The organism is uncultured Bradyrhizobium sp., assembly GCF_947648125.1.
Lineage (GTDB): Bacteria > Pseudomonadota > Alphaproteobacteria > Rhizobiales > Xanthobacteraceae > Bradyrhizobium.
Window position 1 is genome coordinate 51,177 of record NZ_CANSMR010000026.1, and the last position, 22,743, is coordinate 73,919.

Annotated in this window: 17 protein-coding genes; 14 read left to right on the forward strand and 3 right to left on the reverse strand. The window is 64.1% G+C overall.

Going from position 1 to position 22,743, the window contains the following annotated elements:
• Positions 1–189: 189 nt before the first annotated feature.
• The 4 genes from Q0030_RS32005 to Q0030_RS32020 all read left to right on the forward strand — a co-directional run bounded on the left by Q0030_RS32005 (position 190) and on the right by Q0030_RS32020 (position 3,874).
• Positions 190–1,959, forward strand: a complete 1,770-nt coding sequence (locus Q0030_RS32005) for a glycosyltransferase family 39 protein (protein ID WP_298376406.1) — start codon at positions 190–192, stop codon at positions 1,957–1,959.
• A 115-nt stretch (positions 1,960–2,074) separates the two neighbouring features.
• A complete protein-coding gene (locus Q0030_RS32010) occupies positions 2,075–2,398 on the forward strand; it encodes a hypothetical protein (RefSeq protein WP_298376408.1) in 324 nt (107 codons plus the stop codon).
• 65 nt (positions 2,399–2,463) lie between these two features.
• Positions 2,464–2,793 (forward strand): hypothetical protein, encoded by a 330-nt coding sequence (locus tag Q0030_RS32015; protein WP_298376410.1) that lies wholly within the window; start codon positions 2,464–2,466, stop codon positions 2,791–2,793.
• 181 nt (positions 2,794–2,974) lie between these two features.
• Positions 2,975–3,874 (forward strand): carotenoid biosynthesis protein, encoded by a 900-nt coding sequence (locus Q0030_RS32020; protein WP_298376411.1) that lies wholly within the window; start codon positions 2,975–2,977, stop codon positions 3,872–3,874.
• Here the strand turns inward: Q0030_RS32020 and Q0030_RS32025 are convergent.
• Both Q0030_RS32025 and Q0030_RS32030 read right to left on the reverse strand, forming a co-directional pair.
• Positions 3,864–5,018 carry a hypothetical protein gene (locus Q0030_RS32025; RefSeq protein WP_298376414.1) on the reverse strand — a complete coding sequence of 385 codons (1,155 nt, stop codon included), beginning with the start codon at positions 5,016–5,018 and terminating at the stop codon, positions 3,864–3,866. The two genes, Q0030_RS32020 and Q0030_RS32025, sit on opposite strands and share 11 nt — an antisense overlap.
• 2 nt (positions 5,019–5,020) lie before the next feature.
• Positions 5,021–5,725 carry a FecR family protein gene (locus tag Q0030_RS32030; protein ID WP_298376416.1) on the reverse strand — a complete coding sequence of 235 codons (705 nt, stop codon included), beginning with the start codon at positions 5,723–5,725 and terminating at the stop codon, positions 5,021–5,023.
• Positions 5,726–5,961: 236 nt separating this feature from the next.
• Here Q0030_RS32030 and Q0030_RS32035 point away from each other — a divergent pair, with 236 nt between their 5' ends.
• Complete coding sequence (locus tag Q0030_RS32035) at positions 5,962–7,266, forward strand: phospholipid carrier-dependent glycosyltransferase (RefSeq protein WP_298376418.1); 1,305 nt, start codon at positions 5,962–5,964, stop codon at positions 7,264–7,266.
• Between the two features lie 61 nt (positions 7,267–7,327).
• Here Q0030_RS32035 and Q0030_RS32040 read toward each other — a convergent pair whose 3' ends face one another.
• A complete protein-coding gene (locus tag Q0030_RS32040; protein ID WP_298376420.1) occupies positions 7,328–7,960 on the reverse strand; it encodes an OmpA family protein in 633 nt (210 codons plus the stop codon).
• A gap of 510 nt (positions 7,961–8,470) precedes the next feature.
• Here Q0030_RS32040 and Q0030_RS32045 point away from each other — a divergent pair.
• From Q0030_RS32045 to Q0030_RS32085, 9 genes are all read left to right on the forward strand, one after another.
• On the forward strand, positions 8,471–9,634 hold the full coding sequence (locus Q0030_RS32045; RefSeq protein WP_298376423.1) for a winged helix DNA-binding domain-containing protein: 1,164 nt from the start codon (positions 8,471–8,473) through the stop codon (positions 9,632–9,634).
• 290 nt (positions 9,635–9,924) lie between these two features.
• Positions 9,925–11,250 (forward strand): MFS transporter, encoded by a 1,326-nt coding sequence (locus Q0030_RS32050; protein WP_298376426.1) that lies wholly within the window; start codon positions 9,925–9,927, stop codon positions 11,248–11,250.
• Between the two features lie 354 nt (positions 11,251–11,604).
• Positions 11,605–12,711, forward strand: coding sequence for an efflux RND transporter periplasmic adaptor subunit (locus tag Q0030_RS32055; protein WP_298376428.1), 1,107 nt, complete (start codon positions 11,605–11,607; stop codon positions 12,709–12,711).
• Between the two features lie 130 nt (positions 12,712–12,841).
• Positions 12,842–15,979 (forward strand): efflux RND transporter permease subunit, encoded by a 3,138-nt coding sequence (locus tag Q0030_RS32060; protein WP_298376431.1) that lies wholly within the window; start codon positions 12,842–12,844, stop codon positions 15,977–15,979.
• Positions 15,980–16,000: 21 nt separating this feature from the next.
• Positions 16,001–16,609, forward strand: a complete 609-nt coding sequence (locus tag Q0030_RS32065) for a TetR/AcrR family transcriptional regulator (RefSeq protein WP_298376434.1) — start codon at positions 16,001–16,003, stop codon at positions 16,607–16,609.
• Positions 16,610–16,771: 162 nt separating this feature from the next.
• On the forward strand, positions 16,772–17,395 hold the full coding sequence (locus tag Q0030_RS32070) for a flavin reductase family protein (RefSeq protein ID WP_298376436.1): 624 nt from the start codon (positions 16,772–16,774) through the stop codon (positions 17,393–17,395).
• 313 nt (positions 17,396–17,708) lie between these two features.
• Positions 17,709–18,974 carry an SMP-30/gluconolactonase/LRE family protein gene (locus Q0030_RS32075; RefSeq protein WP_298376439.1) on the forward strand — a complete coding sequence of 422 codons (1,266 nt, stop codon included), beginning with the start codon at positions 17,709–17,711 and terminating at the stop codon, positions 18,972–18,974.
• 216 nt (positions 18,975–19,190) lie between these two features.
• Positions 19,191–21,458, forward strand: coding sequence for an acyl-CoA dehydrogenase (locus Q0030_RS32080; protein ID WP_298376441.1), 2,268 nt, complete (start codon positions 19,191–19,193; stop codon positions 21,456–21,458).
• Positions 21,458–22,741: an acetyl-CoA C-acetyltransferase gene (locus Q0030_RS32085; RefSeq protein WP_298376444.1), complete on the forward strand. Its 1,284-nt coding sequence runs from the start codon at positions 21,458–21,460 to the stop codon at positions 22,739–22,741. The genes Q0030_RS32080 and Q0030_RS32085 overlap by 1 nt, the downstream gene beginning before the upstream one ends.
• Positions 22,742–22,743: the final 2 nt, after the last annotated feature.

Sequence of the window (22,743 nt, forward strand, 5' to 3'; positions counted from 1 at the left end):
CGATTTCCCCGCCAGAGACGTCGATCAACATGACCGGCGAATGACGGCGCGTCGCCGCGCGCAGGAATACGTCGACAGAGGCGTGAACGGAACCACGTCAGGCTATCGTAATGGTCGCTGTGAAAAGCATGTCGGACAACGCGGCTCGCATCGCGCTTTCCATCTCCGTCCCCCAGGCTTCCGAACGATATGCCGGTCGATTTTGCGTTCTCAGCGATGGCCAAGCGGTCGGATCGCAGCCCGGCGTCTTGGCGCCGTCCGTTCAATCGATGGCTGGATGGAGTCGAGGCGGGGTGGTCAGTGCCACTGCTGCTCGTTTGCTTCGTCGGCATCTGGACGGTGTATCTGTCAGTGGCCTATCACGGCGCCGGCCTGCATCCGGACGTGCTGGAGACCTGGACGTATGGCAGGCATTTCGCATGGGGTTATCCCAAGCACCCGCCGTTGATGGGGTGGACGACCGGCGCATGGACCTTGGTCTTTCCGCTCACCGACTGGTCGCTGCAGCTGATGGCGATGACGAATGCGGCGTTGGCCTTGTGGTTCGTCGATCTCATCGCAAGAAGGTTCGTGACCGGCCACAAGCGCCTGATCGTGCTGCTCCTGCTGATGCTGACCCCGGCATACCAGTTTCATGCGCAGCGCTTCAACGCCAACGCCGTGTTGCTCGCGGTCTGGCCGCTTGCGACTTACTGCTTCCTGCGCGCCTTTGAAACCAGGGCGCCGCTCTGGGCGATTGCTGCGGGTATCACGGCATCGCTTGCAATGCTGGGCAAGTACTATTCCATCTTTCTGATCGCCAGCTTCGCATTGTCGGCAATCATCCATCCCATGCGACGAGCCTATTTCACGTCCAGTTCGCCCTGGATCTCCACTGCCGTCGGGCTGATTGCGCTATCTCCGCATCTGCACTGGTTGGCCACGACAGGCGCGGAGCCTGTCCACTATGCCGCGACGCATGTAGGGGCCGATTTCCCCCGTTCACTGCGGGATGCCGTCAATTTCCTGTTGGGCCTTGTCGCGGCGACGAGTGTGTCCGCCGTGACGTGGGCGATGATCGTCGGGTATCGAATAAAGCGCCTTCCTCGGGATTTTGCGGCGGCAGATCCGAACCTGAAGCTACTCGGCCACGTTGCGATCGGCACGATCGCTCTTCCTTTCATCACGTCCATATTGCTCGGCACCGACCTGCCATCGCTATGGGCGCTTCAAGGATTGTTCCTGTTCGCTGTGCCCGTCGTGTGCAGCACGCGTTACCAGATCGAGCGGTTCTATACGGTCAATGCAGCGCTCCTGGTCGCCGGAATAGCGATCGTCGCCACCGTGATGGCGGCCCCAGCCCATGCGCTCTACCGCAACAGCTACGGTTATGAGGAAGGGCGAAACGTCTATCACCAGGCCGCCGACAAACTCACCCGGCTGTGGCACGAGCAGATGGGCACGCCGCTGTCGATCGTCGGTGGCAACGATAGCCTTGGGGTTGCGGTGGCCTTCTACAGCTCCGATCACCCGCATTACGGCGAGCCTTTCGCCTTCCAATATTCATTGGCGTTGCCTCGCGAGGTAACGCCGGAGCGCGGCTGGGCGGCGCTCTGTTTCGATGACCAGGACGATTGCCTTGAATGGACCGGGCGAATGGCAGCCCACGCCGGAAACTATGTCAAACGCGAGTTTTCCGTTCAATCGAGCCTGTTCGGAATTCCAGGCATCAAGCGAAACCTCGTTGCATTCCTGGTCGCGCCCCGTCGTGAGCCGGACGACGCACCGTCAAGCCTCGTCAATGATGCCGGTCAGGGCGGAGGACATGTCCCTCCGCAAACAGATCCGCCGCTCCGCGTGGAGCCGGATGTCGCGTTGCCGGAAAATCAGCCGCCGGGAAATGCGCCGCAGACGAACGATCCAGGAGCCAACATGCTTGTGCATCATGGAGCAGCAAAGCTCTTCGTCTTGATGCGCTGATCAAGCTCATCCTGGGAATGCCGCCGTGCCGATCGCGCGCGTAATCTTGCGGTAATCGGCCCCCGCTTTATCGGCGGCGGGGTCAAGGGCGTCATATCACGAAGGATAGCGGTCCATGCTTATCAGGTTGGTTTGCATCAGCCTCGGCGTTTGCGGCATCATCGGTGCCACCGCGGTCGCGCAGACGTCTCCATCGATGACCGGTTCAACTCACCCGGCCCCCGCAACACGAGCGTCGATCAGTCACGCCGACAAGATCAACCTCAACACCGCTCCTGTCAGCGAACTGGTGAAGCTTCCGCACCTCAGCGTGCGCGGTGTCACTGCGATCACGGAGGCGAGAGCAAAGTCAAAGTTCAAGGATTGGAATGATTTCGTGGCCAGACGGGTTGTGCCGCGATTCGTAAGGAACGAGCTCAAGGAGCTCGTCACGTTCTAGAGGGGCTCTGTCGATCGCTGCCGAGGGCGGGCGCGGTTGTTGAACGCGAACAAGGATATGCTTCAATGAAACGAGCAGCTGTTTTTGCGACCATGGCGGTGATCGCTGTGGGATGTCTTGCGTCGACAGAGGCCACGGCACGTGGCCGGCGGGGAGATGCGGTCGCCGTCGGCATCGTCGGCGGCTTGGCTGTCGGCGCCCTGTTGGGCTCGACCATGGCTGCCGGTGCGGCTCCGGCCTATGTCTACGAGAGAGACTATTATTCGCCGGCCCCTGTCGTCCACTACCATCGTCAAGTGTACGAATACGGCGACGAATATCCCGGCGGATATCACTACGGTTATAGATCCGGGTACCGGGAAGGCTACTCGGACGGCTATTGGGACAACGACTAAACGTAGATCGGCGTCGTCGCCGGCGGACAGCTGTGACACGATAGCGACCCGCGTTTTTGGACCAAACCTTTACCGTCGGCGCTGCCGCCGGCGGTTGATTGCCGAGGTCGGCTTGTCGCCGCCGGACCGATTGATTACCGTCGATCGGTGGATATGCGCGGCGATTGCGTGGGGCAGGGTGATGCGCGAGCGGACTGACGGTTCTTCGTTTGCATCGAAGGTAGACCTGGTGATCTGGCCGGCCGTCGCGGCCATCCTGGCGGCGGGCGTCGGCTTCTCCTGGAATCCGACGCCGATGGCGCAGCTGCTTGCGGCCCTGTTCGTTGCGTGCGGAATCGTGCACGCCGTCATCTCCTATGGATCGCGGGCCGCTCTCGTTTTCTTCGCGATGAGCGTCGCGGTCGGATTCGTCATGGAGAATATCGGTGTCACCACCGGCTTCCCGTTCGGCCGATATCATTTTGAGATCGGTGCTGGTCTTCCGAACGTCGGACGTATCCCGTTCGTCGTCGGCCCGATGTGGTTCGCTGCGGGCTATTTCTCCTGGGTCGTTGCCGCGACCCTGCTCGGCGGGGCCGACCGTCAACTGGATCGCCGGTTCAACCTGGTCGTCCTGCCTGTCATCGCGGCGTTCGTCACCGCGCAGTGGGACCTGGTGGTCGACCCTCCCAGCTCGACGATCGCCAAGGCCTGGATCTGGCACGAGGGCGGAGCCGTGTTCGGTGTGCCGCCGTCGAATTTCTTCGGCTGGCTGTTGACCTCATGGCTGTTCTTCCAGGGCTTTGCCTTGTACCTGCACCATCGCAACGGTCCGGTCAGGCCCGATCGAGCCGCCGATCGCAAGCTTCGCCTCGTCGGCGTCCTGTTCTATGTCTGCGGCGGCATCACGCACGTTGTGCCATGGATGTCGGGGCAGTCCGGCGACATCGTCGACGCCGCGGGCCAGTCCTGGCGCTTGCAGGATATCCGTGGCGCGACCGTCGTGATCATGGTGTTCACCATGTTCTTCACGTCGCTGTTGGCGCTGATCCGGTTGCTCGACAGTGCGGGGCCGGACGAGCGGCCCCGTCCTAGTAACTGATCCGCAGGCCGACGCCGCCGTGAAGCGTGTTGCCGACCGGCTGCGGTCCGGCGGTCCCGTTGAGGAAGAGATCGGCGATCCAGCCCTTGGTGATGCGGAAGCCGACGCGGCCGCCATATTCGAACCAGCCCTGGTTGCCGATCGTCGGCACGATGGTGCCATCGCCGGTGACGGTGGCGACGATGCCGGAATGGGTGGCGAAGGATTGCACCCAGCCGCCATTGATGTTGGTCTCGATGTTCGATCCGAACAAATGCGTCCACTGGCCGCCGATCTTGACCAGGCTGGTGCGATCGGTGCCGTCGGCGATGGTGGCGTCGAACGGATTGAAGGCAATCGCAGGATCGCTGTAGCCCTTGACCCGCTGCCATAGCTGCCAGACCTCGACCGAAGCCGCGACCTCGTCGCGCGCCGACAGCCGGTTGATCCAGCCCGCGCGCCCGTACACGCCGTAATTCTCGCTCGAGGTCTGGCCGGTGACCGACACCGGGCCGAGGCTGGTGGTGTAGCTGCGGGTGTAGCGTACCTTCTCCGACGGCGAGAGGATGGCGCCGATGTCGAAGAACGGCCGTGACGAGCCCCAGTCGACGAAGTCGTAGCGCAGCGCGAAGGCGCCGATCGGCGCGCTGGTGACGTTGTAGCCGCCCTGGCCATATTGCGTGTAGGCGATGCCGGCGAGCAGCGACAAATTCGGCGTGATGGTCTTGCGGCCATGGATGCCGGCCGAGAACGAGCCGGCGGAGCCGAAGGCACTGATGCAGTCGTCGCAATTGACCTGCTCGTTGACGCCGAGCAGCACCGATCCGAGCACGCGGTTGGTGATCATCTGGTTGAAGCGCTGGTCAGCAAGTCCGTTGATCGAACTGCCGCTCGACGGCGCGCCGGTGATCGGCGTCGGCGACGGGCTGGGCGTTGGTGTCGGTGTGGGGATAGGCGTGGGTGTTGGCGTTGGCGATGGCGTGGCAGTAGGTGTCGGCGTCGGCGTGGGGGTCGATGTGCAGTTCGACGACAGGTTGGTATCGGACGTGCAGTTCGGCGTTGGGCTTTGAGCGCGGGCTGGCGTAGCCAGCGCCGGCAGTATCGCGAGCGACAGCGCCAATATCAGAGCCGTCGACAGGATCACGTGATGGATACGCCGCGCCATCGTCACCGTCCGCACAGCATGCCGGTGTCGTCGACCGGCGGCGTCAAGGGTGTCGCATCCGCGAACTGGGTGACTGTGCAGAGCCCTGCGGCCTGGGTACAGGTCGCGGCAAAGGTCCATGGCGGGTTGTTGGTCTTCTGGATCGTGGTGCGGCCGCCGCTCGAGGTGATGATCGCGGTGTCGCCGGGCTGGGTCAGGTCGATGCATTGCCGGTTCGACGTACACACCGTCGATGCGCCTTCCTGCAACACCACGGTGGTCTTGCCGCGCTGCGATAGGATGTCGAGCACCGTGCCGCGAACGCCGATGGTCGCAAGCGGCGTCGTGATCGTGTAGGCGGCCTTCTCCGAATGGCCGGTGACGAAGCGGAACGCTCCCGAGGTCAGGCGGATTGCAACATCGCGATAATGATGCTCGTCGTCGAACACGGTGCGATCGAGCTTGAGCGAGGCATTCGGTCCGAGCGACAGGTTGGTGCTGTCGGCCATCACCAGCCGCGCAGCGCTCTCGAGGCCGGTGCGCACCATCTCGTCGCGCAGCAGCGCGTCGCCGACATTGATCGGCGTGGTCGCGGTCGCAACGCGGACGACCTCGTTCTTCACCATGGCCGCTTCGCCGACGCGCGTCTGCGCCTGAACGGGACGAGCCGTCAGCGCGACCGCAAGACCGAGTGCGAGGAGGGAGAAAAAGCTGTGGCGCGAATTCATTGCAATACCGATCGATCTACCCTCTCATCGTACCGGATCGCGGACGCAGCTGATATTGTATAATTGTCACAAGCCGTGTTGAGTTGCGCCGGATGGTTCGTGTCGACGGATTCGAAAATGCTCGCGGCTGCGGCCATCAACGTGAGATTTGATCACAATCGTCACATACATCACACTCGCGGCCGTCGTAGCTCACACTTCGCTCACACTGGGTCCCCTCGCAGCGTGCTTGTCCTTTGATCATCGCATCCGAATCTCCTTCTGTTCTGCGACGTCCCGTCGCGCGCACGGCGATCGTCGCGGCCATCATCTTCATCGTCGCCCATGTCGTGTTGCTGCTCGGGATCACCACGCCGAACAAGCTCTACTTCGATGAGGTGCATTATGTGCCGGCGGCGCGCCAGATGCTGTTGCCGGTGGTCGAGGGCCCGATCCTCAACCCGATGCATCCGCCGCTCGCCAAGGAGATCATCGCCCTGTCGATCAAGGCGTTCGGTGACGTGCCGCTCGGATGGCGCTATCCCGCGGCGCTGTTCGGTGCGCTCGCGCTGGTTGCGGTTTATCTCGGCGCGCTTGCGCTGTTCGCGTCGCAGGAGCGGGCCATTGCGGCCGTGCTGCTCGCCTTCTTCAACCAGATGCTGTTCGTGCAGTCGCGGATCGCGATGCTGGATGTTTTCGCGCTCGCCTTCTGTCTGTTCGCGATCGCGGCCTTCATCCACGGCTTCAGGCAGAAGCGGCCGCAGTCTGCCTTCGCGCTGACGGGGGTTTTCGCAGGGCTTGCCTGTGCCTGCAAATGGAGCGGGTTGTTCGTGCTCGCGACCTGCATCGCGATCGTCGCGGTGATCCGCCTGATGCAGGGCTGGCGCACGCGCTTCGCCGACGCCAATGCGGAGGACTGGTACCGGCCGGACCTGTGGCCGGACTTCCGTCTTCCCCACTTCATCGGCTGTTTCGTGCTGATCCCGTCGGCCGTCTATCTCGCGAGCTTCGTGCCGCCGTACGGCTTCTCGTTCACCGACCTCGTCGAGGCACAGCGCCGCATCTTTGCCGACAACACCACGACCGCGATCGCGGGCCACACCTATATGAGCTCATGGCCGTCCTGGCCGTTCCTGGTGCGTCCGGTCTGGTATCTGTTCGAGAAGGCCGGCGACGACCGGTTCGCCGCGATCGTGTTTCTCGGCAATCCGCTGATATTGTGGCCGGCGTTGATCGCGCTGATCGTCGCGCTGCGCGACTGGATCGTGACCCGCGGCCGCGAGGCGTTTCTCGTGCTGGCGTTCTATCTCGGCCCGTATCTCGCCTGGGCGCTGCTTCCGCGCACGCTCGGCTTCATCTATTACTACCTGCCGGCCGCGACCAGCGCGAGTTTCGTTCTGGTCTACGCCTTGACGCGCAAGGGGATGCCGCGCTGGCTGTTGTGGGCCTTCGTGGCGGTCGGTTGCGCAGGCTTCATCGCGATGCTGCCGATCACGGTTGCCGCCATCGGGACGTCGATGGCGACCTTCAATCGGCTGATGCTGTTCCAGAACTGGATTTGAGTCTCTCTGAAACAAGCGATCCGCCTGCCAGGGCTGGCAGGCAGATCGGAAGTTGGGGAGATTACTGCGACGCCGTCTTGGTATCCATGTTGACGACCTGTACGCGACGGTTGGTCGGGTCCATCGGCGCTTTCGGATCCTTCGGCCGGGTCTTGCCGTAGCCGACGGTCACGAGATCGGAGCCGTTCAGGCCGTAATGCTCGACCAGATAGTTCTTGATCGTGTCGGCGCGGCGCTCCGAGAGATCCTGGTTATAGGCCTCGCTGCCGATCGCATCGGTATGGCCGGCGACGATGAAGGTCGAGCCCTTCATGCTGGCATCCGACAGCGCCTTGCCGAGCTCCTGCACCGCCTGGGTCGAGCCCCTGGCGATCTCCGCCGAGTTGTAGTCGAAGTGAATCTCCAGATCGATCTTCGGCTTGTTGGCGGCGATGTCGGCGATCTCCTGGCGTTCGCCCAATGACAGCGAGCGGGTCTGCCGGTTGCGAACGGTGTTGAGGAAGCTCGCCTCCTTGGCCGAGGCGGCCGGGTCGACCTGCGTGCCGGCGGAGAGGCCGCGGGTGGCCGACTTCGGCTTCAGCGCATTGAGGATCTGGGCGGCAGGAACGGTGTCGCTGCCAGCCAGTGCGACGCCCGCCGTCATCGACAGCGCAGCGCCGATCGTCAAAAGAGACAGGGAAAAGGAGCGGGTCATGGTTTCGTCCTTAAATGTCAGGCCAGCCAATCCGGCTGTTGTCGTTTTGATGCTGGGAACCTAGGACTGGTTCAAAGCCGGGAATGTGATCTAGATCACGGTTGAGTGTCCCGGGGCCCCTCCCGTGCCAAGGCAGGGGCCGGCGACGGAGAGGAGAACATCTTGGCTCATGTCAATCGCGTCCTCCGCTCGATCAATGACGAAGGTGCCTCGCGCTGCGTCGATATCTTCGTTCGCCCGGAAGGGACGATCGGCTTCGAAGAATATCGCCGGGACGTAGAGGACGGCCGCGGTTGGTTTCCGGTTGGCGGTCATTCGTCCCGGGTCTTTCATGAGGAAAGCGCCGCGCTCGCGGCGGCACTGGCGGACGTTCCCTGGTTGCGGCGGGCCGTTGGATCGCCGTAACCGGTACGAAGCGCCCCGAACGTCCAGAGGGCGATGATGATGCGCGACTGATTTCCCTCGCACAGCTCTCCACAGCTGCGCGAATCTCACTACATTGCCAGAGCAATGCCCCGCGCCGCCGAACCCTTATCCCTGAACAATGCCGCCGCCTGCCATATCTGGCTGCGCGCGCAACGGCTCGATACAACGGCACCGTTCGGGGAAGGGGCGTCAGCCGTGGCGGCCGCCGTCGACCATCTCGGCTATGTGCAGATCGACACCATCAACGTGATCGAACGTTGTCACCACCATATCCTGTTCACCCGGATTCCGGACTACCGCCGCGCCGACCTCAAGCAGGCGCAGAGCCAGGACAAGAGCGTGTTCGAATACTGGACCCACGCGCTGTCCTACGTGCCGTCCAAGGACATCAACATCTTCCTGCCGGCGATGAAGGCACACAAGCGCGAGGGCCATAAATGGTTCTCGTCGGTGACGCCGTCGGATACCCGCAAGGTGCTGCGGCTGCTGCGGGCCGGTCCGCTGACCATCCGCGACATCGACGACGACGTGCTGACCGAGAAGGAGCATCTCTGGCAGAGCCGCAAACCCTCCAAGCGTGCGCTGCAACTCGCCTTCTATGGCGGCGTGGTCACGATCAGCGAGCGCGCCGGCATGCTGAAGACCTACGAGCTGATGGCCAGGCATTTCGGCTGGGACAAGCCGCCGAAGCCCGCACCGGCCTCGGCCAGAACAGCCTATCTGCTCGACCGCGCGCTGCGCTCGCAGGGCATCGTCAGCCTGGACTCGATCTGCCATCTCGACGCGCCGAGCAAGAAGGCGGTGCGCAGCCTGATCGAGGCGAGGGTGCGCCGCAAGGCGCTGGTGCGGATCGCGCTCGATGGCGCCGGCAAGCAGGAGCATTGGGCGCGGCCCGAGGTGTTGGAGGAGACCGGCGAGGGCGATCCCGCTTTGGTTCACATCCTCTCGCCGTTCGATCCCCTGATCATCCAGCGCAAGCGCACCGAGCTGTTCTTCGGCTATGGCCACAGGTTCGAGGCCTATGTGCCGAAGGAGAAGCGCCTGTTTGGCTATTTCGCGCTGCCGGTGCTGGTCGGCGAGGACATCGTCGCCGCCCTCGACCTGAAGACCGACCGGCAGAACAGGAAGCTGCTGATGCAGAAATGGAGCTGGGTCGGCAACGGCAAGAAGCAGGCGGCACGCAAGGAGCTGAAGCGTCGGATCGAGGAGGAGCTCGACCGCTTCGAGCGGTTTCAGCTTGCTGAATAGATCCCAGTTCGATCCAGGGCCGGTGGTTTCAGCAGGCTCTTGGCGCCCGTCTTTCCACACCGTCATGGCCGGGCTTGTCCCGGCCATCCACGTCTCTTTCACGCGAGATCAAGACGTGGATGCCCGGCACAAGGCCGGGCATGACGAGCTTGGAAAGCGATTGACCGCAGCGCGGGAGCCCGCCCGCAGCCCGCGTTCCCGTCTGTGCTGTGTGCTACGAGTTTTTGCCATTGCTCAATGCGGGGCCACCCAATAATCCTCAAGGCAAGCAATAGCTTTGGGGGAAACAGATGAGCCAGACCGCAACCGCTGCGCCTGATCGCGGCGCCCGCAGCGAGATCGAGACGTCCACGATCCGCGCGATCTCCTGGCGGCTGATCCCGTTCCTGATCCTGGCCTACTTCTTCTCCTATCTCGACCGCGTCAATCTCGGCTTCGCCGCGCTGACCATGAACTCGGAGCTGAAGTTCTCGCCGGTGGTGTTCTCGTTCGGCGCCGGCATCTTCTTCATCGGCTATTTCATCTTCGAGGTGCCGAGCAATCTGGCGCTGGAGAGATTCGGCGCCAGCAAGTGGATCGCCCGCATCATGGTGAGCTGGGGCATCCTCTCGGCCTTGATGGCGGCGGTCTATGACGAGCACAGCTTCTACGCGTTGCGCTTCTTCCTCGGTGTCGCCGAGGCCGGCTTCTTCCCTGGCATCATCCTCTATCTCACTTACTGGTACCCGGCCGAATATCGCGCGCGCTTCCTCGCCGCCTTCGCGCTCGCCGTGCCGATTTCGACCGTGATCGGCGCCCCGATCTCCGGCCTGTTGCTCGGGCTCGACGGCGTGATGGGGCTGAAGGGCTGGCAGTGGCTGTTCGTCATCGAGGGCATCCCCTCGGTGCTGCTCGGCATCGTCACCTGGTTCTATCTCACCGACCGGCCGGAGAAGGCCGATTGGCTCTCGGCCGAGCAGAAGGCGTGGCTGAAGGCGAAGCTCGATGCCGAGGTCGCGGCCAAGCAGGCGGCGCAGCACTTCACGCTGGGCCAGGCGCTGTCCTCGCCGAAGGTGCTGGCGCTCAGCGCGATCTATTTCGGCTTTGTCGCCTCGCTCTATGGCATGCAGTTCTGGCTGCCGCAGATCGTCAAGGCGTTCGGTCTCACCAACGCGCAGACCGGCTTCGTCACCGCGATCCCTTATGCGTTCGGCACCGTCGCGATGATCCTGTGGGCGCGCCGTTCCGACGCCACGCGGGAGCGTGTGTTTCATGTCGGCGCGCCGCTGTTGCTCACGGCGCTGGCGCTCGCCGTCTCCAGCTACATCACCGATCCGACCATGACCATGGTCGTGCTGACGGTTGCTGCGATCGGCGTGTTCTGCACCTTCGCGGTGTTCTGGACGCTGCCGACCGCCTGGCTGTCAGGCACTGCCGCCGCCGGCGCGATCGCGCTGATCAACTCGATCGGCAACCTTGCCGGGTTCGGCGGGCCCTATCTGATCGGCTGGGTGAAGGAGACCACCGGCAGCACGTCGACCGGCCTCTTGGTGCTGTCGCTGCTGCCGCTCGCGGCGGGCCTTCTGGTCTTCCTCGGCAGCCACGAAACCAAGACCGAGTTCGCCAGCGCGAAGTAGCGATCGCGCGAGCGCCGTGACGGCTGCGTAGGATGGGTAGAGCGAAGCGAAACCCATCGTTTGTCGTCCGCGGCGCGATGATGGGTTTCGCTGCGCTCTACCCATCCTACGACTTGGCCGTACCTAACGGGTTGTCGTAGCCCGGATGGAGCGCAGCGCAATCCGGGGGCGCCGTGTGCAGACCGTCCCCGGATTTCGCTGCGCTCCATCCGGGCTGCGCAATTTCCAAAGTTCCCCGCTTAACCCCGCGTTAATTACTGCCGTCCTCACGAATTGGTTACTACTGACGAATATTGACATTCATCAGTGATAAATCGATACTCTTCATCAGTCGTCAGCCGATGGAGATTTCAGATGTTCGTTCGTTCCGTTTTGTCGAGCTATTACAGGCTCTTGACCGGAGCAACGCTGGCATTCGCGGTGTTCGCGCTGACCGGCTGCAATGACAAGGCGGCCGAAACGGCCGATCCGGGACGCCCCGTTCTGGTGGCGACCGTCCATTACGAAGCCGAAACCCCTGAGCGCAGCTTTGTCGGCACCATCAAGCCCCGTATCGAGGCCGATATGGGCTTTCGGGTCGCCGGCAAGGTGGCCAAGCGGCTGGTCGAGGTCGGACAGACAGTCGACGTCGACCAGCCCTTGGCCACCCTCGATGAGGTCGACCTGAAGCTGCAGGCCGAGCAGGCGGAGGCGGAATTCCGCGCCGCCACCGGCGTGCTGGCACAGGCCGCGGCCGCCGAGCAGCGCGCCAAGGATCTGAAGGTCAAGGGCTGGACCACCGATGCGGCGCTCGATTCCGCCAAGGCCGCCGGCGACGAGGCGCGGGCGCGGCTGAACCGTGCCGAGCGCTCGGTCGAGCTGACCAAGAATTCCCTCTCTTATGCAACGCTGGTGGCCGACACGAGGGGTGTCGTCACAGCGACCATGATCGAGCCCGGCCAGGTGGTTGCCGCGGGCCAGGCATCGATCCGTGTCGCCCGACTTGGCGAGAAGGAAGCTGTCGTCGCGATCCCCGAGACGCTTCTCGCTCGTGCCAGGTCGGGCGTTGCCACGGTGACGCTGTGGTCGGATGCCAAGAAGACCTATGCCGCCAGGCTGCGCGAGGTCGCGCCGCAGGCCGATCCCGCGACCCGCACCTATCTCGCGAAGTTCTCGCTGCCCGACGCCGACGAGGCCGTCTCGCTCGGCATGACCGCAACTCTGACCCTGGCCGACAAGGCGACCGGGCGGGTGGCGAAACTGCCGCTGTCGGCGCTGTACAGCCAGGGCGGCGATCCCTCGCTCTACATCGTCGACGACAAGGGCGACATCGCGCTGAAGCCGGTCAAGGTGAAGGCCTATGAGAGCAACAACGTGGTCATCTCCGGCGGCGTCGACGACGGCGCCAAGGTGGTTGCCCTCGGCGTGCAGAAACTCGATCCGAGCCAGAAGGTGCGGGTCGTATCGTCGCTGTCGTTCTGATCAATCGTCCGTCATTGCGAGCGAAGCGAAGCAATCCATCTCGCCGCAAAACAAGTGTGGATTGCTTCGTCGCTGACGCTCCTCGCAATGACGGGTGCAGCGAAATCGGTTCAGGGACTTGGAGAGTTCGATGAAGCGCTTCAACCTTTCGGCCTGGGCGGTCAGCCATCCGACGCTGGTGCTGTTCCTGATGATCATCCTCGGCGCCGCCGGCTTCTTCTCCTATGAGAAGCTCGGCCGTGCCGAGGATCCGTTCTTCACCGTCAAGGTGGTGAATGTCTCGGTGATGTGGCCGGGCGCGACCTCGCAGGAAATGCAGATGCAGGTCGCCGATCCGATCGAGAAGAAGCTGCAGGAGCTGCCGTTCTTCGACAAGGTGCAGACCTATTCCAAGCCCGGCTTCACCGCGATGCAGGTCTCCTTCAAGGATTCGACCTCGCCGAAGGACGTGCCCTATCTCTTCTATCTCATCCGCAAGAAGCTGGTTGACGTGCAGGGCGAGCTGCCCTCCGGCATCCTCGGGCCCGTGGTCAACGACGAATTCTCCGACGTCGATTCGATCCTCTATATGATGACCGGCGACGGTGCCGATTACGCGCAGCTCAAGAAGGTCGCGGAAGGTTTTCGCCAGCGTCTCTTGAAAGTGCCCGGGGTCACCAAGATCGACCTCTACGGCACCCAGGACGAGCGCATCTTCGTCGAGTTCTCGCATGCCAAGCTTGCGACGCTCGGCATCACGCCGCAGGCGCTGTTCGACTCGCTCGCCAAGCAGAACAACGTCACCCCGGCCGGCACGGTCGAGACGTCGTCGCAGCGCGTGCCGCTGCGCGTCACCGGCGCGCTTGACGGCGTCAAGGCGGTTGCCGAGACGCCGGTCGAGAGCAACGGTCGCGTGTTCCGGCTCGGCGATATCGCAACCGTCAGCCACGGCTATGTCGATCCGCCGAGCTTCAGGGTGCGTCAGGAAGGCAAGCCCGCGCTCGGTATCGGCGTCGTCACCGCCAAGGGCGCCAACATCCTCGAGCTCGGCAAGGAGGTCCAGCAGGCCACCGCCGAGTTCATGAAGGCGGTGCCGCAGGGCGTTGATATCCAGCAGATCGCCGACCAGCCCAAGGTGGTCGAGCACGCCGTCGGCGAGTTCGTGCACTCCTTCGTCGAGGCGCTCGCGATCGTGCTGTTCGTCTCCTTTGTCGCGCTTGGCTGGCGCACCGGCATCGTGGTGGCACTCTCGGTGCCGCTGGTGCTCGGCATCGTCTTCATCGTGATGAACGCGATGTCGCTCGATCTGCACCGCATCACGCTCGGCGCGCTGATCATTGCGCTCGGCCTCCTGGTCGATGACGCCATCATCGCGGTCGAGATGATGGTCGTGAAAATGGAACAGGGCTGGGACCGCATGAAGGCGGCGTCCTTTGCCTGGGAATCCACTGCGTTTCCGATGCTCACGGGGACGCTGGTCACAGCCGCTGGCTTCCTCCCCATCGGCTTTGCCAATTCGGCGGTCGGCGAATATGCCGGCGGCATCTTCTGGATCGTGGCGATCGCGCTGGTCGCCTCCTGGTTCGTCGCGGTGATCTTCACGCCCTATATCGGCGTCAAGCTGCTGCCCAACATCAAGGTGCACCAGAACCACGATCCGCACGCGATCTACGAGACGCGGATGTATCGCGGCCTGCGCAGCGTTGTGCAGTGGTGCGTCGATCACCGCATCAAGGTGGTGGCGGCGACCGTCGGCGTGTTCGTCGCCGCGATCGTGGGCTTCGGCCACGTCCAGCAGCAGTTCTTCCCGCTGTCGGAGCGGCCCGAGCTGTTCCTGCAACTTCGTCTGCCGGAGGGTACCGCCTTCAACGTCACCGAGAAGGCGGTGAAGCAGGCCGAAGGGCTGTTGAAGGACGACCAGGACATCCAGACCTACACCGCCTATGTCGGCCAGGGCTCGCCGCGCTTCTGGCTCGGCCTCAATCCGCAGCTGCCGAACGAGGCCTTTGCCGAGATCGTCATCCTCGCCAAGAACGTCGAGGCGCGCGAGCGCGTCAAGGCGAAGATCGAGCAGGCCGCCGCCGACGGCGCGCTGAACGAGGCGCGGGTCCGGGTCGACCGCTTCAACTTCGGTCCGCCGGTCGGCTTCCCGGTCCAGTTCCGCGTGATCGGGCCCGACGCCAACAAGGTGCGCGACATCGCCTACCAGGTGCGCGAGGTGATGCGGCAGAACAAGAACGTCAAGGACGTCCAGCTCGACTGGAACGAGCAGTCGCCTTACCTGAAGCTCGCCGTTGACCAGGATCGGGCGCGCGCGCTCGGCCTGACCCCGCAGGATGTCTCGCAGGCGCTGGCGATGCTGATCTCGGGCGCGCCGGTCACCACGATCCGCGACGGCATCGAGAAGGTCGGCGTGGTCGCCCGCGCGGTGCCGTCCGAGCGGTTCGATCTCGGCCGCGTCGGCGATCTCACCATCACCACGCGCAACGGCGTGGCGGTGCCGCTGCAGCAGATCGCCAAGATCGAATACGCGCATGAGGAGCCGATCCTGTGGCGGCGCAACCGCGACATGGCGATCACCGTGCGCTCCGACGTCGTCGACGGCGTGCAGGCGCCCGACGTCACCAACCAGATCTCGCCGAAGCTGAAGGACATCCAGGCCCATCTCGAGCCGGCCTACCGGATCGAGCCGGGTGGGGCGTTCGAGGAATCCGCCAAGGGCAACGCGTCGATCTTCATCCTCTTCCCGGTGATGGTGATGGTGATGCTGACGCTCTTGATGATCCAGTTGCAGAGCTTCTCGCGCCTGACGCTGGTGTTCCTGACCGCGCCGCTCGGCATCGTCGGCGCTTCGCTCGGGTTGAACGTCGCCAACCAGCCGTTCGGCTTCGTGGCGCTGCTCGGCCTGATCGCGCTCGCCGGCATGATCATGCGTAACGCCGTGATCCTGGTCGACCAGATCGAGAGCGACGTGGCGTCCGGCCTGACCCGGCGGGAGGCGATCGTCGAGGCCACCGTCCGGCGCGCCCGGCCGGTGGTGCTGACCGCGCTCGCCGCGATCCTCGCCATGATCCCGCTGTCGCGCTCGGCGTTCTGGGGCCCGATGGCGATCACCATCATGGGCGGTTTGTTTGTTGCGACTTTCCTGACCTTGCTGTATTTGCCAGGCCTTTACGCCCTCTGGTTCCGCAAGACCTTGGACGAAAGCGGTCCTGCGCAAACCGATACTGCGCCGCAGCATGCAGGAAAAGGACAACTCGCATTTCCACTTGCTGAGGCGGCCGAATAATTGAAGATTGAGCAGGCCAACATGACACTGATCTCGGAACATAGCGAAACCGACACCCGCGAGCGGATTCTCGTGGTGGCGGAGCGCTTGTTCCGGCAGATCGGCTACCAGAAGACCACGGTCGCCGACATCGCCAAAGAGCTGCGGATGAGCCCCGCCAACGTGTATCGCTTCTTCGATTCGAAGAAGTCGATCCACGAGGGCGTGGCGCGCGGCCTGATGGGCGAGGTCGAGATCGAGGCGCAGCGGATCGCGCGATCCGAAGGGCCGGCTGCGACGCGCTTGCGCCAGATGATGACGACCATCAATCGCATGAACACCGAGCGCTATGTCGGCGATTCCAAGCTGCACGAGATGGTCGAGATCGCGATGCAGGAGGATTGGGAGGTCTGCGTCGCCCATATGGAGCTGATCGGCCAGATCATCGGCGAGGTGATCGCGCAGGGCATGGCCACGGGCGAATTCGAGGTCAAGGACCTGGAGCTTGCCGCGCTGTGTGCGTGCACGGCGATGATGCGGTTTTTCCACCCGCAGATGATCGCCCAATGCGCCACCAAGCCGGGCCCGACCATCGACCAGATGATCGATTTCGTGATCGCCGGCCTGTCGCCGCGCACCCGCGCCAATTGAGCGCCGGTACTGACGTTTTCGTCAGTTGACTCTTCCCGCATTGCAAGCGAAGCGAAATCGTAGCCCGGATGGAGCGCAGCGCAATCCGGGAATGCTTCCACTTGTGAGACGAGTCCCGGACTGCGCTGCGCTCCATCCGGGCTACCGTGAGAGGGGCCCCGCGTGACCGCAAAAGACCTGCATTTCTACGAGCCGAAGAACGGCCACGGCCTGAAGCACGACCCGTTCAACGCCATCGTGGCGCCGCGGCCGATCGGCTGGATCTCCTCGCGCGATGCGGGCGGCAACGTCAACCTCGCGCCCTACAGCTTCTTCAACGCCTTCTGCTACGTGCCGCCGATCATCGGCTTCTCCTCCACCAACTGGAAGGACAGCGTCGCCAATATCAAGGACACCGGCGAGTTCGTCTGGAACCTGGCGACGATGGATCTCGCCAAGCACATGAACGCGACCGCGGCGCATGTCGCGCGCGATGTCGACGAGTTCAAGCTCGCAGGGCTGACGCAGGTCGCCGGCAAGCTCGTGAACGTCCCGCGCGTCGCCGAGAGCCCGGTGTCGTTCGAATGCAAGGTGAGCCAGATCATCCAGCTCCAGGGCGCCGACGGCAAGAAGGCCGAGGCCTGGCTGACGCTCGGCGAGGTCGTCGCCGTCCACATCGACAAGACCTTCATCAAGGACGGCGTCTATCAGACCGGTCTCGCCCACCCGATCGTCCGCGCGGGCCGCCGCGGCGACTACTTTGAGATCAAGCCGGAAAACATGTTCGAGATGATCCGGCCGGATTGAAGTTTCCTTTTCCTTGCCGCTGCCTCTTGGCGTCGTTATGGCCGGGCTTGTCCCGGCCATCCACGTCTTCTCTCTCGCACGGCAGCCGGCTACGCCAAGGTTTCGCCGGGCTGTGTCGTCAGCCCCGCCGAAGCTTCAGCGAAGGCGGGCACAAGGCCGGGCATGACGAGCTTGCGGAACACACGGCATCGCAGCAATGTGAAATTTTCGCCCGCAGTGATGAAAAGCCGTCACTCGCAACCTCCGAGCGAGCAGTCTAACCTCCCGCGCGCCAGGCCGGATCAACGGCCGGCGAACACAGTGGGAGGATGCGATGACACGCCAGGAGCGAAGCGGTCCAAAAGGCGCGCAGAGCGGTCAGAAAGAAGAGCGGCGCGATCCGAACGTTTCACGTCGAACGCTCGTCCAGGGATTGGCGGTGGGGGCGGCCGCTGCCGCAGCCGGCGTCAGCAGCGCGTTGGCGCAGAACGCGCCCGCGCCGGTCGGACCGCCGACAACCATCACCAGTCCGCCGCGCGATTTCAGTCCGCGCGGTGCGCCGACCACCTATTTCTGGGACCCCGACATCATCGCGGTCGATCCGTCCTTCAACGACCTTGCCCAGCCCAACACCTCGATCAAGCGCCTCTTTACGGGTGTGCTGTGGGCGGAAGGCCCGGCCTGGAGCTCGCAGGGCCGCTATCTCCTGTGGAGCGACATCCCGAACAACCGGCAGATGCGTTGGTCGGAGGATGACGGCCATGTCAGCGTGTTCCGCATGCCGTCGAACTATTCGAACGGCAACTCGTTCGACTTCCAAGGCCGCCAGCTGTCCTGCGAACATCTCACCCGCCGGGTGACGCGCTACGAGAATGACGGCACTGCGACGGTGCTGGCCGATAACTATCAAGGCAAGCGGCTGAACTCGCCGAACGACATCGTCGCGCATCCCGACGGCAGCTATTGGTTCACCGATCCGCCCTATGGCGGCCAGCTCTACGAGGGCGAGCCTGACGCGGCCGGTGGGCCCAGCAATTCCGCCGGCAAGCTCAATCCGCGGATCGGGCAGCCGGCGGGCTTCGTGCCGGCCAAGCGCGAGCTGCCGACCAATTGCTATCGCATCGATCCCTCGGGACGGATCGATGTCGTGGTGACCGAGGACCAGGTGCCGGATCCGAACGGCATCTGCTTCTCGCCGGACTACAAGAAGCTTTACGTCGTCTCGACCGGCAAGGGACCGGGCGACACCGGCCCCGGCGGCAAGGGCGACGTCTTCGTGTTCGATGTCGGCGCCGACAACAAGCCGGTCAACGGCAAGCGGTTCAGCGACTTCACGATCGACGGCGTGAAGTGCGGGCCGGACGGCATCCGCTGTGACGTCAACGGCAATGTCTGGTGCTCGAGCAATGCCGGCCGCGCGGTCGGTTACAACGGCGTGACGGTGTGGTCGCCCGAAGGCAAGCTGCTCGGCCGTATCCGGCTGCCCGAGGTCTGCGGCAACATCACCTTCGGCGGCCCCAAGCGCAACCGCCTGTTCATGGCCGCAAGCCAGTCGCTCTATGCGGTCTACACCGCAACCCAGGGTGCCGGGCCGGCCTAGCCGTGGAGGGGTGGCGCCGGCACGAGCTGCTGGCGCCACCCCCGGCTACCTGATTGTCGCAGCTCAGCTTTCGGAACTGAACGCGCGGCCTGCCGTTAACAAACGGCGGCTTGGCCGCGTCAATTTCGCTTTATTTGCAGGGCGAAGTGTTCACCCGTGACCGGCACTTTCCGCTAGGATCATGCCACCGCTGCGCCGATCCATGAGGGCCCCACCATGAGCTTCCGCCGCGATTATCTCTCCAAGCCGATCTTCTCCTGGGCGCGTGGCGTGCTGCCGACCATGTCGGACACCGAGCGCGAGGCGCTGGAAGCCGGCGACGTCTGGTGGGACGCCGATCTGTTCACCGGCAATCCCGACTGGTCGAAATTGCTGGCGTTCGCACCGGCCAAATTGACCGACGAGGAGAACGCCTTCCTGCACGGGCCGGTCGACGAGCTCTGCGCGATGCTCGACGAGTGGAAGATCAACTGGGAATGGCGCGACCTGCCGCCCGAGGTGTGGAGCTTCATCAAGGCCAAGAAATTCTTCGGCATGATCATCCCGAAGGAATTCGGCGGCCTCGGCTTCTCGCCCTACGCGCATTCCGAAGTGGTGCGCAAGATCTCCTCGCGCTCGCTGACCGCGGCCGTCACCGTGATGGTGCCGAACTCGCTCGGGCCGGGCGAACTCCTGATGCGCTTCGGCACCAAAGAGCAGCAGGACAGATGGCTGCCGCGCCTCGCCGCGGGCCAGGACATTCCCTGCTTCGGGCTGACCAGCCCGGAGGCCGGCTCGGACGCCGCCTCGATGATCGACACCGGCGTCATCTGCAAGGGCAATTTCGAAGGCCGCGAGGTGATCGGGCTGAAGCTGAACTGGCACAAGCGTTACATCACGCTGGGGCCAGTCGCGACTCTGCTCGGCCTCGCCTTCAAGGCCTATGATCCCGACCACCTGGTCGGCGATCAGGAAGAACTCGGCATCACGGTCGCGCTGATCCCGACCCATCTGCCCGGCGTCTCGATCGGCCATCGCCATCTGCCGGCGATGCAAGTGTTCCAGAACGGCCCGAACTGGGGCCGTGACGTCTTCATTCCGCTCGACTACATCATCGGCGGTCAGGAGCGCCTGGGGCAGGGCTGGAAGATGCTGATGACGGCGCTCGCCGCCGGCCGCGGCATCTCGCTGCCGTCGCTGTCGGCCGCCGGTGCCGCCTATGCCGCGCGCACCACCGGCGCCTATGCCCGCATCCGCGAACAGTTCGGCATCTCGATCTCGAAATTCGAGGGTATCGAGGAGCCGCTCGCGCGCATCGCCGGCACCGCCTACCTGCTCGACGCCGCGCGGCGGCTGACCTGCGCCGCGCTGAACGAGGGGCATCACCCCGCCGTCATCTCAGGGATTATGAAGCTGCACGCCACCGAGCGGATGCGGATCGCGATCGACGACGCCATGGACATCCATGGCGGCAAGGCCGTGATCGACGGGCCGCAGAATTATCTCGGCGGCCTCTACCGCTCGGTGCCGGTCGGCATCACGGTCGAGGGCGCCAATATCCTGACCCGCAATCTGATCGTGTTCGGGCAGGGTGCGATCCGAGCGCATCCTTATCTGTTGCAGGAGATGAACGCGCTCAGCGAGACCGATCGCGACAAGGGCCTGACTGCGTTCGACACTGCGTTCTGGAAACATGTCGGCCACAGCTTTGCGACCATGTTCCGCGCCTGGGGCCGCAGCTGGAGCTTTGGCCTGTTCGCACCGGCACCGGATGCCGGCGATGCAACGGAGTTCTATCGCCAGCTCTCGCGCTATTCGTCGGCGTTCGCGCTGTGCGCCGACATGGCGCTGCTCACCCTCGGTGGCGCGCTGAAGCGCAAGGAAATGCTCTCCGCGCGCTTCGGCGATATCCTCTCCGAACTCTATTTGCTCTCCGCGGCGCTCAAGCGCTGGCAGGACGAGAGCCGGCAGAAGGAGGATCTTCCCGCGCTCCAATGGTGCATGGCGTCCGGCTTCAAGACCATCGAGAACCGCTTTGCGGAAATCCTCGCCAATCTGCCCAACCGCCCGGTGGCTTGGATGTTGAAATTCCTGATCCAGCCGTTCGGCGCCCGCGTCACGGGTCCGTCGGACCGTGTCGTGCATCTCTGCGCACAGCTTGTGCTGTCGCCGTCGGCGGCGCGCGACCGCCTGACGCCGGATCTCGCGTTCGTCGAGGACGACGGCGGTATCGCGCGGCTGGAAAAGGCCTTCCGCCTTGTCACCGCGGCCGAGGATGCCGCCAAGCAGCTGCGCGCGGCGCGGCTGCTTGACTGGAAGGATGCGGTCAAGAAAGGCGTCCTCACCGAGGCCGACGGCGAGAAGCTCGCCGCCGCCCATGAGGCCGTGGCCAAGGTCATCGAGGTCGATGATTTTGCGCCCGAGGCGCTGTCCCCGATTTACAAGAAAACCGCCGACGTGCATCAGTTCTTCCAGGAGCTGGGTGAGCAGAGGGCGGCGAGCTGATGGCGCGACCAGTCTTTATCGTCGACGGCAGCCGGACGCCGTTCCTGAAGGCGCGTTCCGGTCCCGGCCCGTTCACCCCGGTCGATCTCGCCGTGCAATGCGGCCGTCCGTTGCTGGCGCGGCAGCCGTTCGCGCCCACCGCCTTCGACCAGGTCATCCTCGGCTGCGTCAACGTGATCGCCGACGAGATGAACCCGGCGCGGGTGGCGGCGCTCCGGCTTGGCATGGGCGAGCAGATGGTCGCCTTCACGGTGCAGATCAATTGCGGCTCCGGCATGCAGTCGATCGATACCGGTTATCGCTACATCCGCGAGGGCATCTCCGATTTGATCCTCGCCGGTGGCGCCGAGGCGCTGAGCCATGCGCCGCTGGTCTGGCCCAATTCAGGCGTGCGCTGGTTTGCCGGCTTTGCCGGAGCCAAGGGCTTGGGCGCCAAGATCGCGGCGGTGCTGAAGGTGAAGCCAAGCTACTTCAAGCCGATCATCGGCCTTGAGCGCGGGCTGACCGATCCGATCACCGAGCTCAACATGGGGCAGACCGCCGAGAAGGTCGGCCATCTCTTCGGCATCACCCGCGGGCAATCCGACGCTTACGCCGCCGAGAGCCATCAGCGCCTCGCCAACGCGCAGAAGCAGGGTTTTCTCAAGGGCGAAGTCGAGACCGCTTTCTCCCGCGACGGCAAGTTCTATGACCATGACGACGGCGTCCGCCCGGACTCGACAGCCGAGAGCCTGGCCAAGCTGAAGCCGGTGTTCGAGCGTCCCTGGGGCCAGGTCACCGCCGGCAATTCCTCGCAGATCACCGACGGCGCCTCCTGGGTAATCCTGGCATCCGAGACCGCGGTCGCAAAGCACGGGCTGACGCCGAAGGCCGTCATCCTCGACAGCCAGTGGTCGGCGCTCGATCCCTCGATCATGGGCCTCGGTCCGGTGCTGTCGGCAAGTGCGCTGCTCAAGCGCAACGGGCTGACCTTGCAGGAGGTCGAGACCTGGGAGCTGAACGAGGCTTTTGCCACGCAGGTGCTGGGCTGTCTCGCAGCCTGGAACGATGACAAATTCTGCCGCGAGATTTTGGGACTTGATGGCGCGGCCGGCGAGATCGACCGCGCCAAGTTGAATGTCGACGGCGGCGCGATCAGCCTCGGCCATCCGGTCGGCACCAGCGGCAACCGCATCGTGCTGCATCTGGTCAATGCGATGAAGCGGCTCGGCACCCGGCGCGGCGTCGCCACCGAATGCATCGGTGGCGGGCAGGGCGGCGCGATGTTGATAGAGACGGTGTGATC

Excerpts from the sequence above, each read along its gene's own strand:
- Q0030_RS32085 (WP_298376444.1), top strand. The coding sequence starts at position 21,458 with ATGGCGCGACCAGTCTTTATCGTCGACGGCAGCCGGACGCCGTTCCTG.
- Q0030_RS32010 (WP_298376408.1), top strand. The coding sequence starts at position 2,075 with ATGCTTATCAGGTTGGTTTGCATCAGCCTCGGCGTTTGCGGCATCATC.
- Q0030_RS32045 (WP_298376423.1), top strand. The coding sequence starts at position 8,471 with ATGCCCCGCGCCGCCGAACCCTTATCCCTGAACAATGCCGCCGCCTGC.
- Q0030_RS32060 (WP_298376431.1), top strand. The coding sequence starts at position 12,842 with ATGAAGCGCTTCAACCTTTCGGCCTGGGCGGTCAGCCATCCGACGCTG.
- Q0030_RS32040 (WP_298376420.1), bottom strand. The coding sequence starts at position 7,960 with ATGACCCGCTCCTTTTCCCTGTCTCTTTTGACGATCGGCGCTGCGCTG.
- Q0030_RS32030 (WP_298376416.1), bottom strand. The coding sequence starts at position 5,725 with ATGAATTCGCGCCACAGCTTTTTCTCCCTCCTCGCACTCGGTCTTGCG.
- Q0030_RS32075 (WP_298376439.1), top strand. The coding sequence starts at position 17,709 with ATGACACGCCAGGAGCGAAGCGGTCCAAAAGGCGCGCAGAGCGGTCAG.
- Q0030_RS32050 (WP_298376426.1), top strand. The coding sequence starts at position 9,925 with ATGAGCCAGACCGCAACCGCTGCGCCTGATCGCGGCGCCCGCAGCGAG.
- Q0030_RS32025 (WP_298376414.1), bottom strand. The coding sequence starts at position 5,018 with ATGGCGCGGCGTATCCATCACGTGATCCTGTCGACGGCTCTGATATTG.
- Q0030_RS32080 (WP_298376441.1), top strand. The coding sequence starts at position 19,191 with ATGAGCTTCCGCCGCGATTATCTCTCCAAGCCGATCTTCTCCTGGGCG.
- Q0030_RS32015 (WP_298376410.1), top strand. The coding sequence starts at position 2,464 with ATGAAACGAGCAGCTGTTTTTGCGACCATGGCGGTGATCGCTGTGGGA.
- Q0030_RS32055 (WP_298376428.1), top strand. The coding sequence starts at position 11,605 with ATGTTCGTTCGTTCCGTTTTGTCGAGCTATTACAGGCTCTTGACCGGA.
- Q0030_RS32065 (WP_298376434.1), top strand. The coding sequence starts at position 16,001 with ATGACACTGATCTCGGAACATAGCGAAACCGACACCCGCGAGCGGATT.
- Q0030_RS32005 (WP_298376406.1), top strand. The coding sequence starts at position 190 with ATGCCGGTCGATTTTGCGTTCTCAGCGATGGCCAAGCGGTCGGATCGC.
- Q0030_RS32020 (WP_298376411.1), top strand. The coding sequence starts at position 2,975 with ATGCGCGAGCGGACTGACGGTTCTTCGTTTGCATCGAAGGTAGACCTG.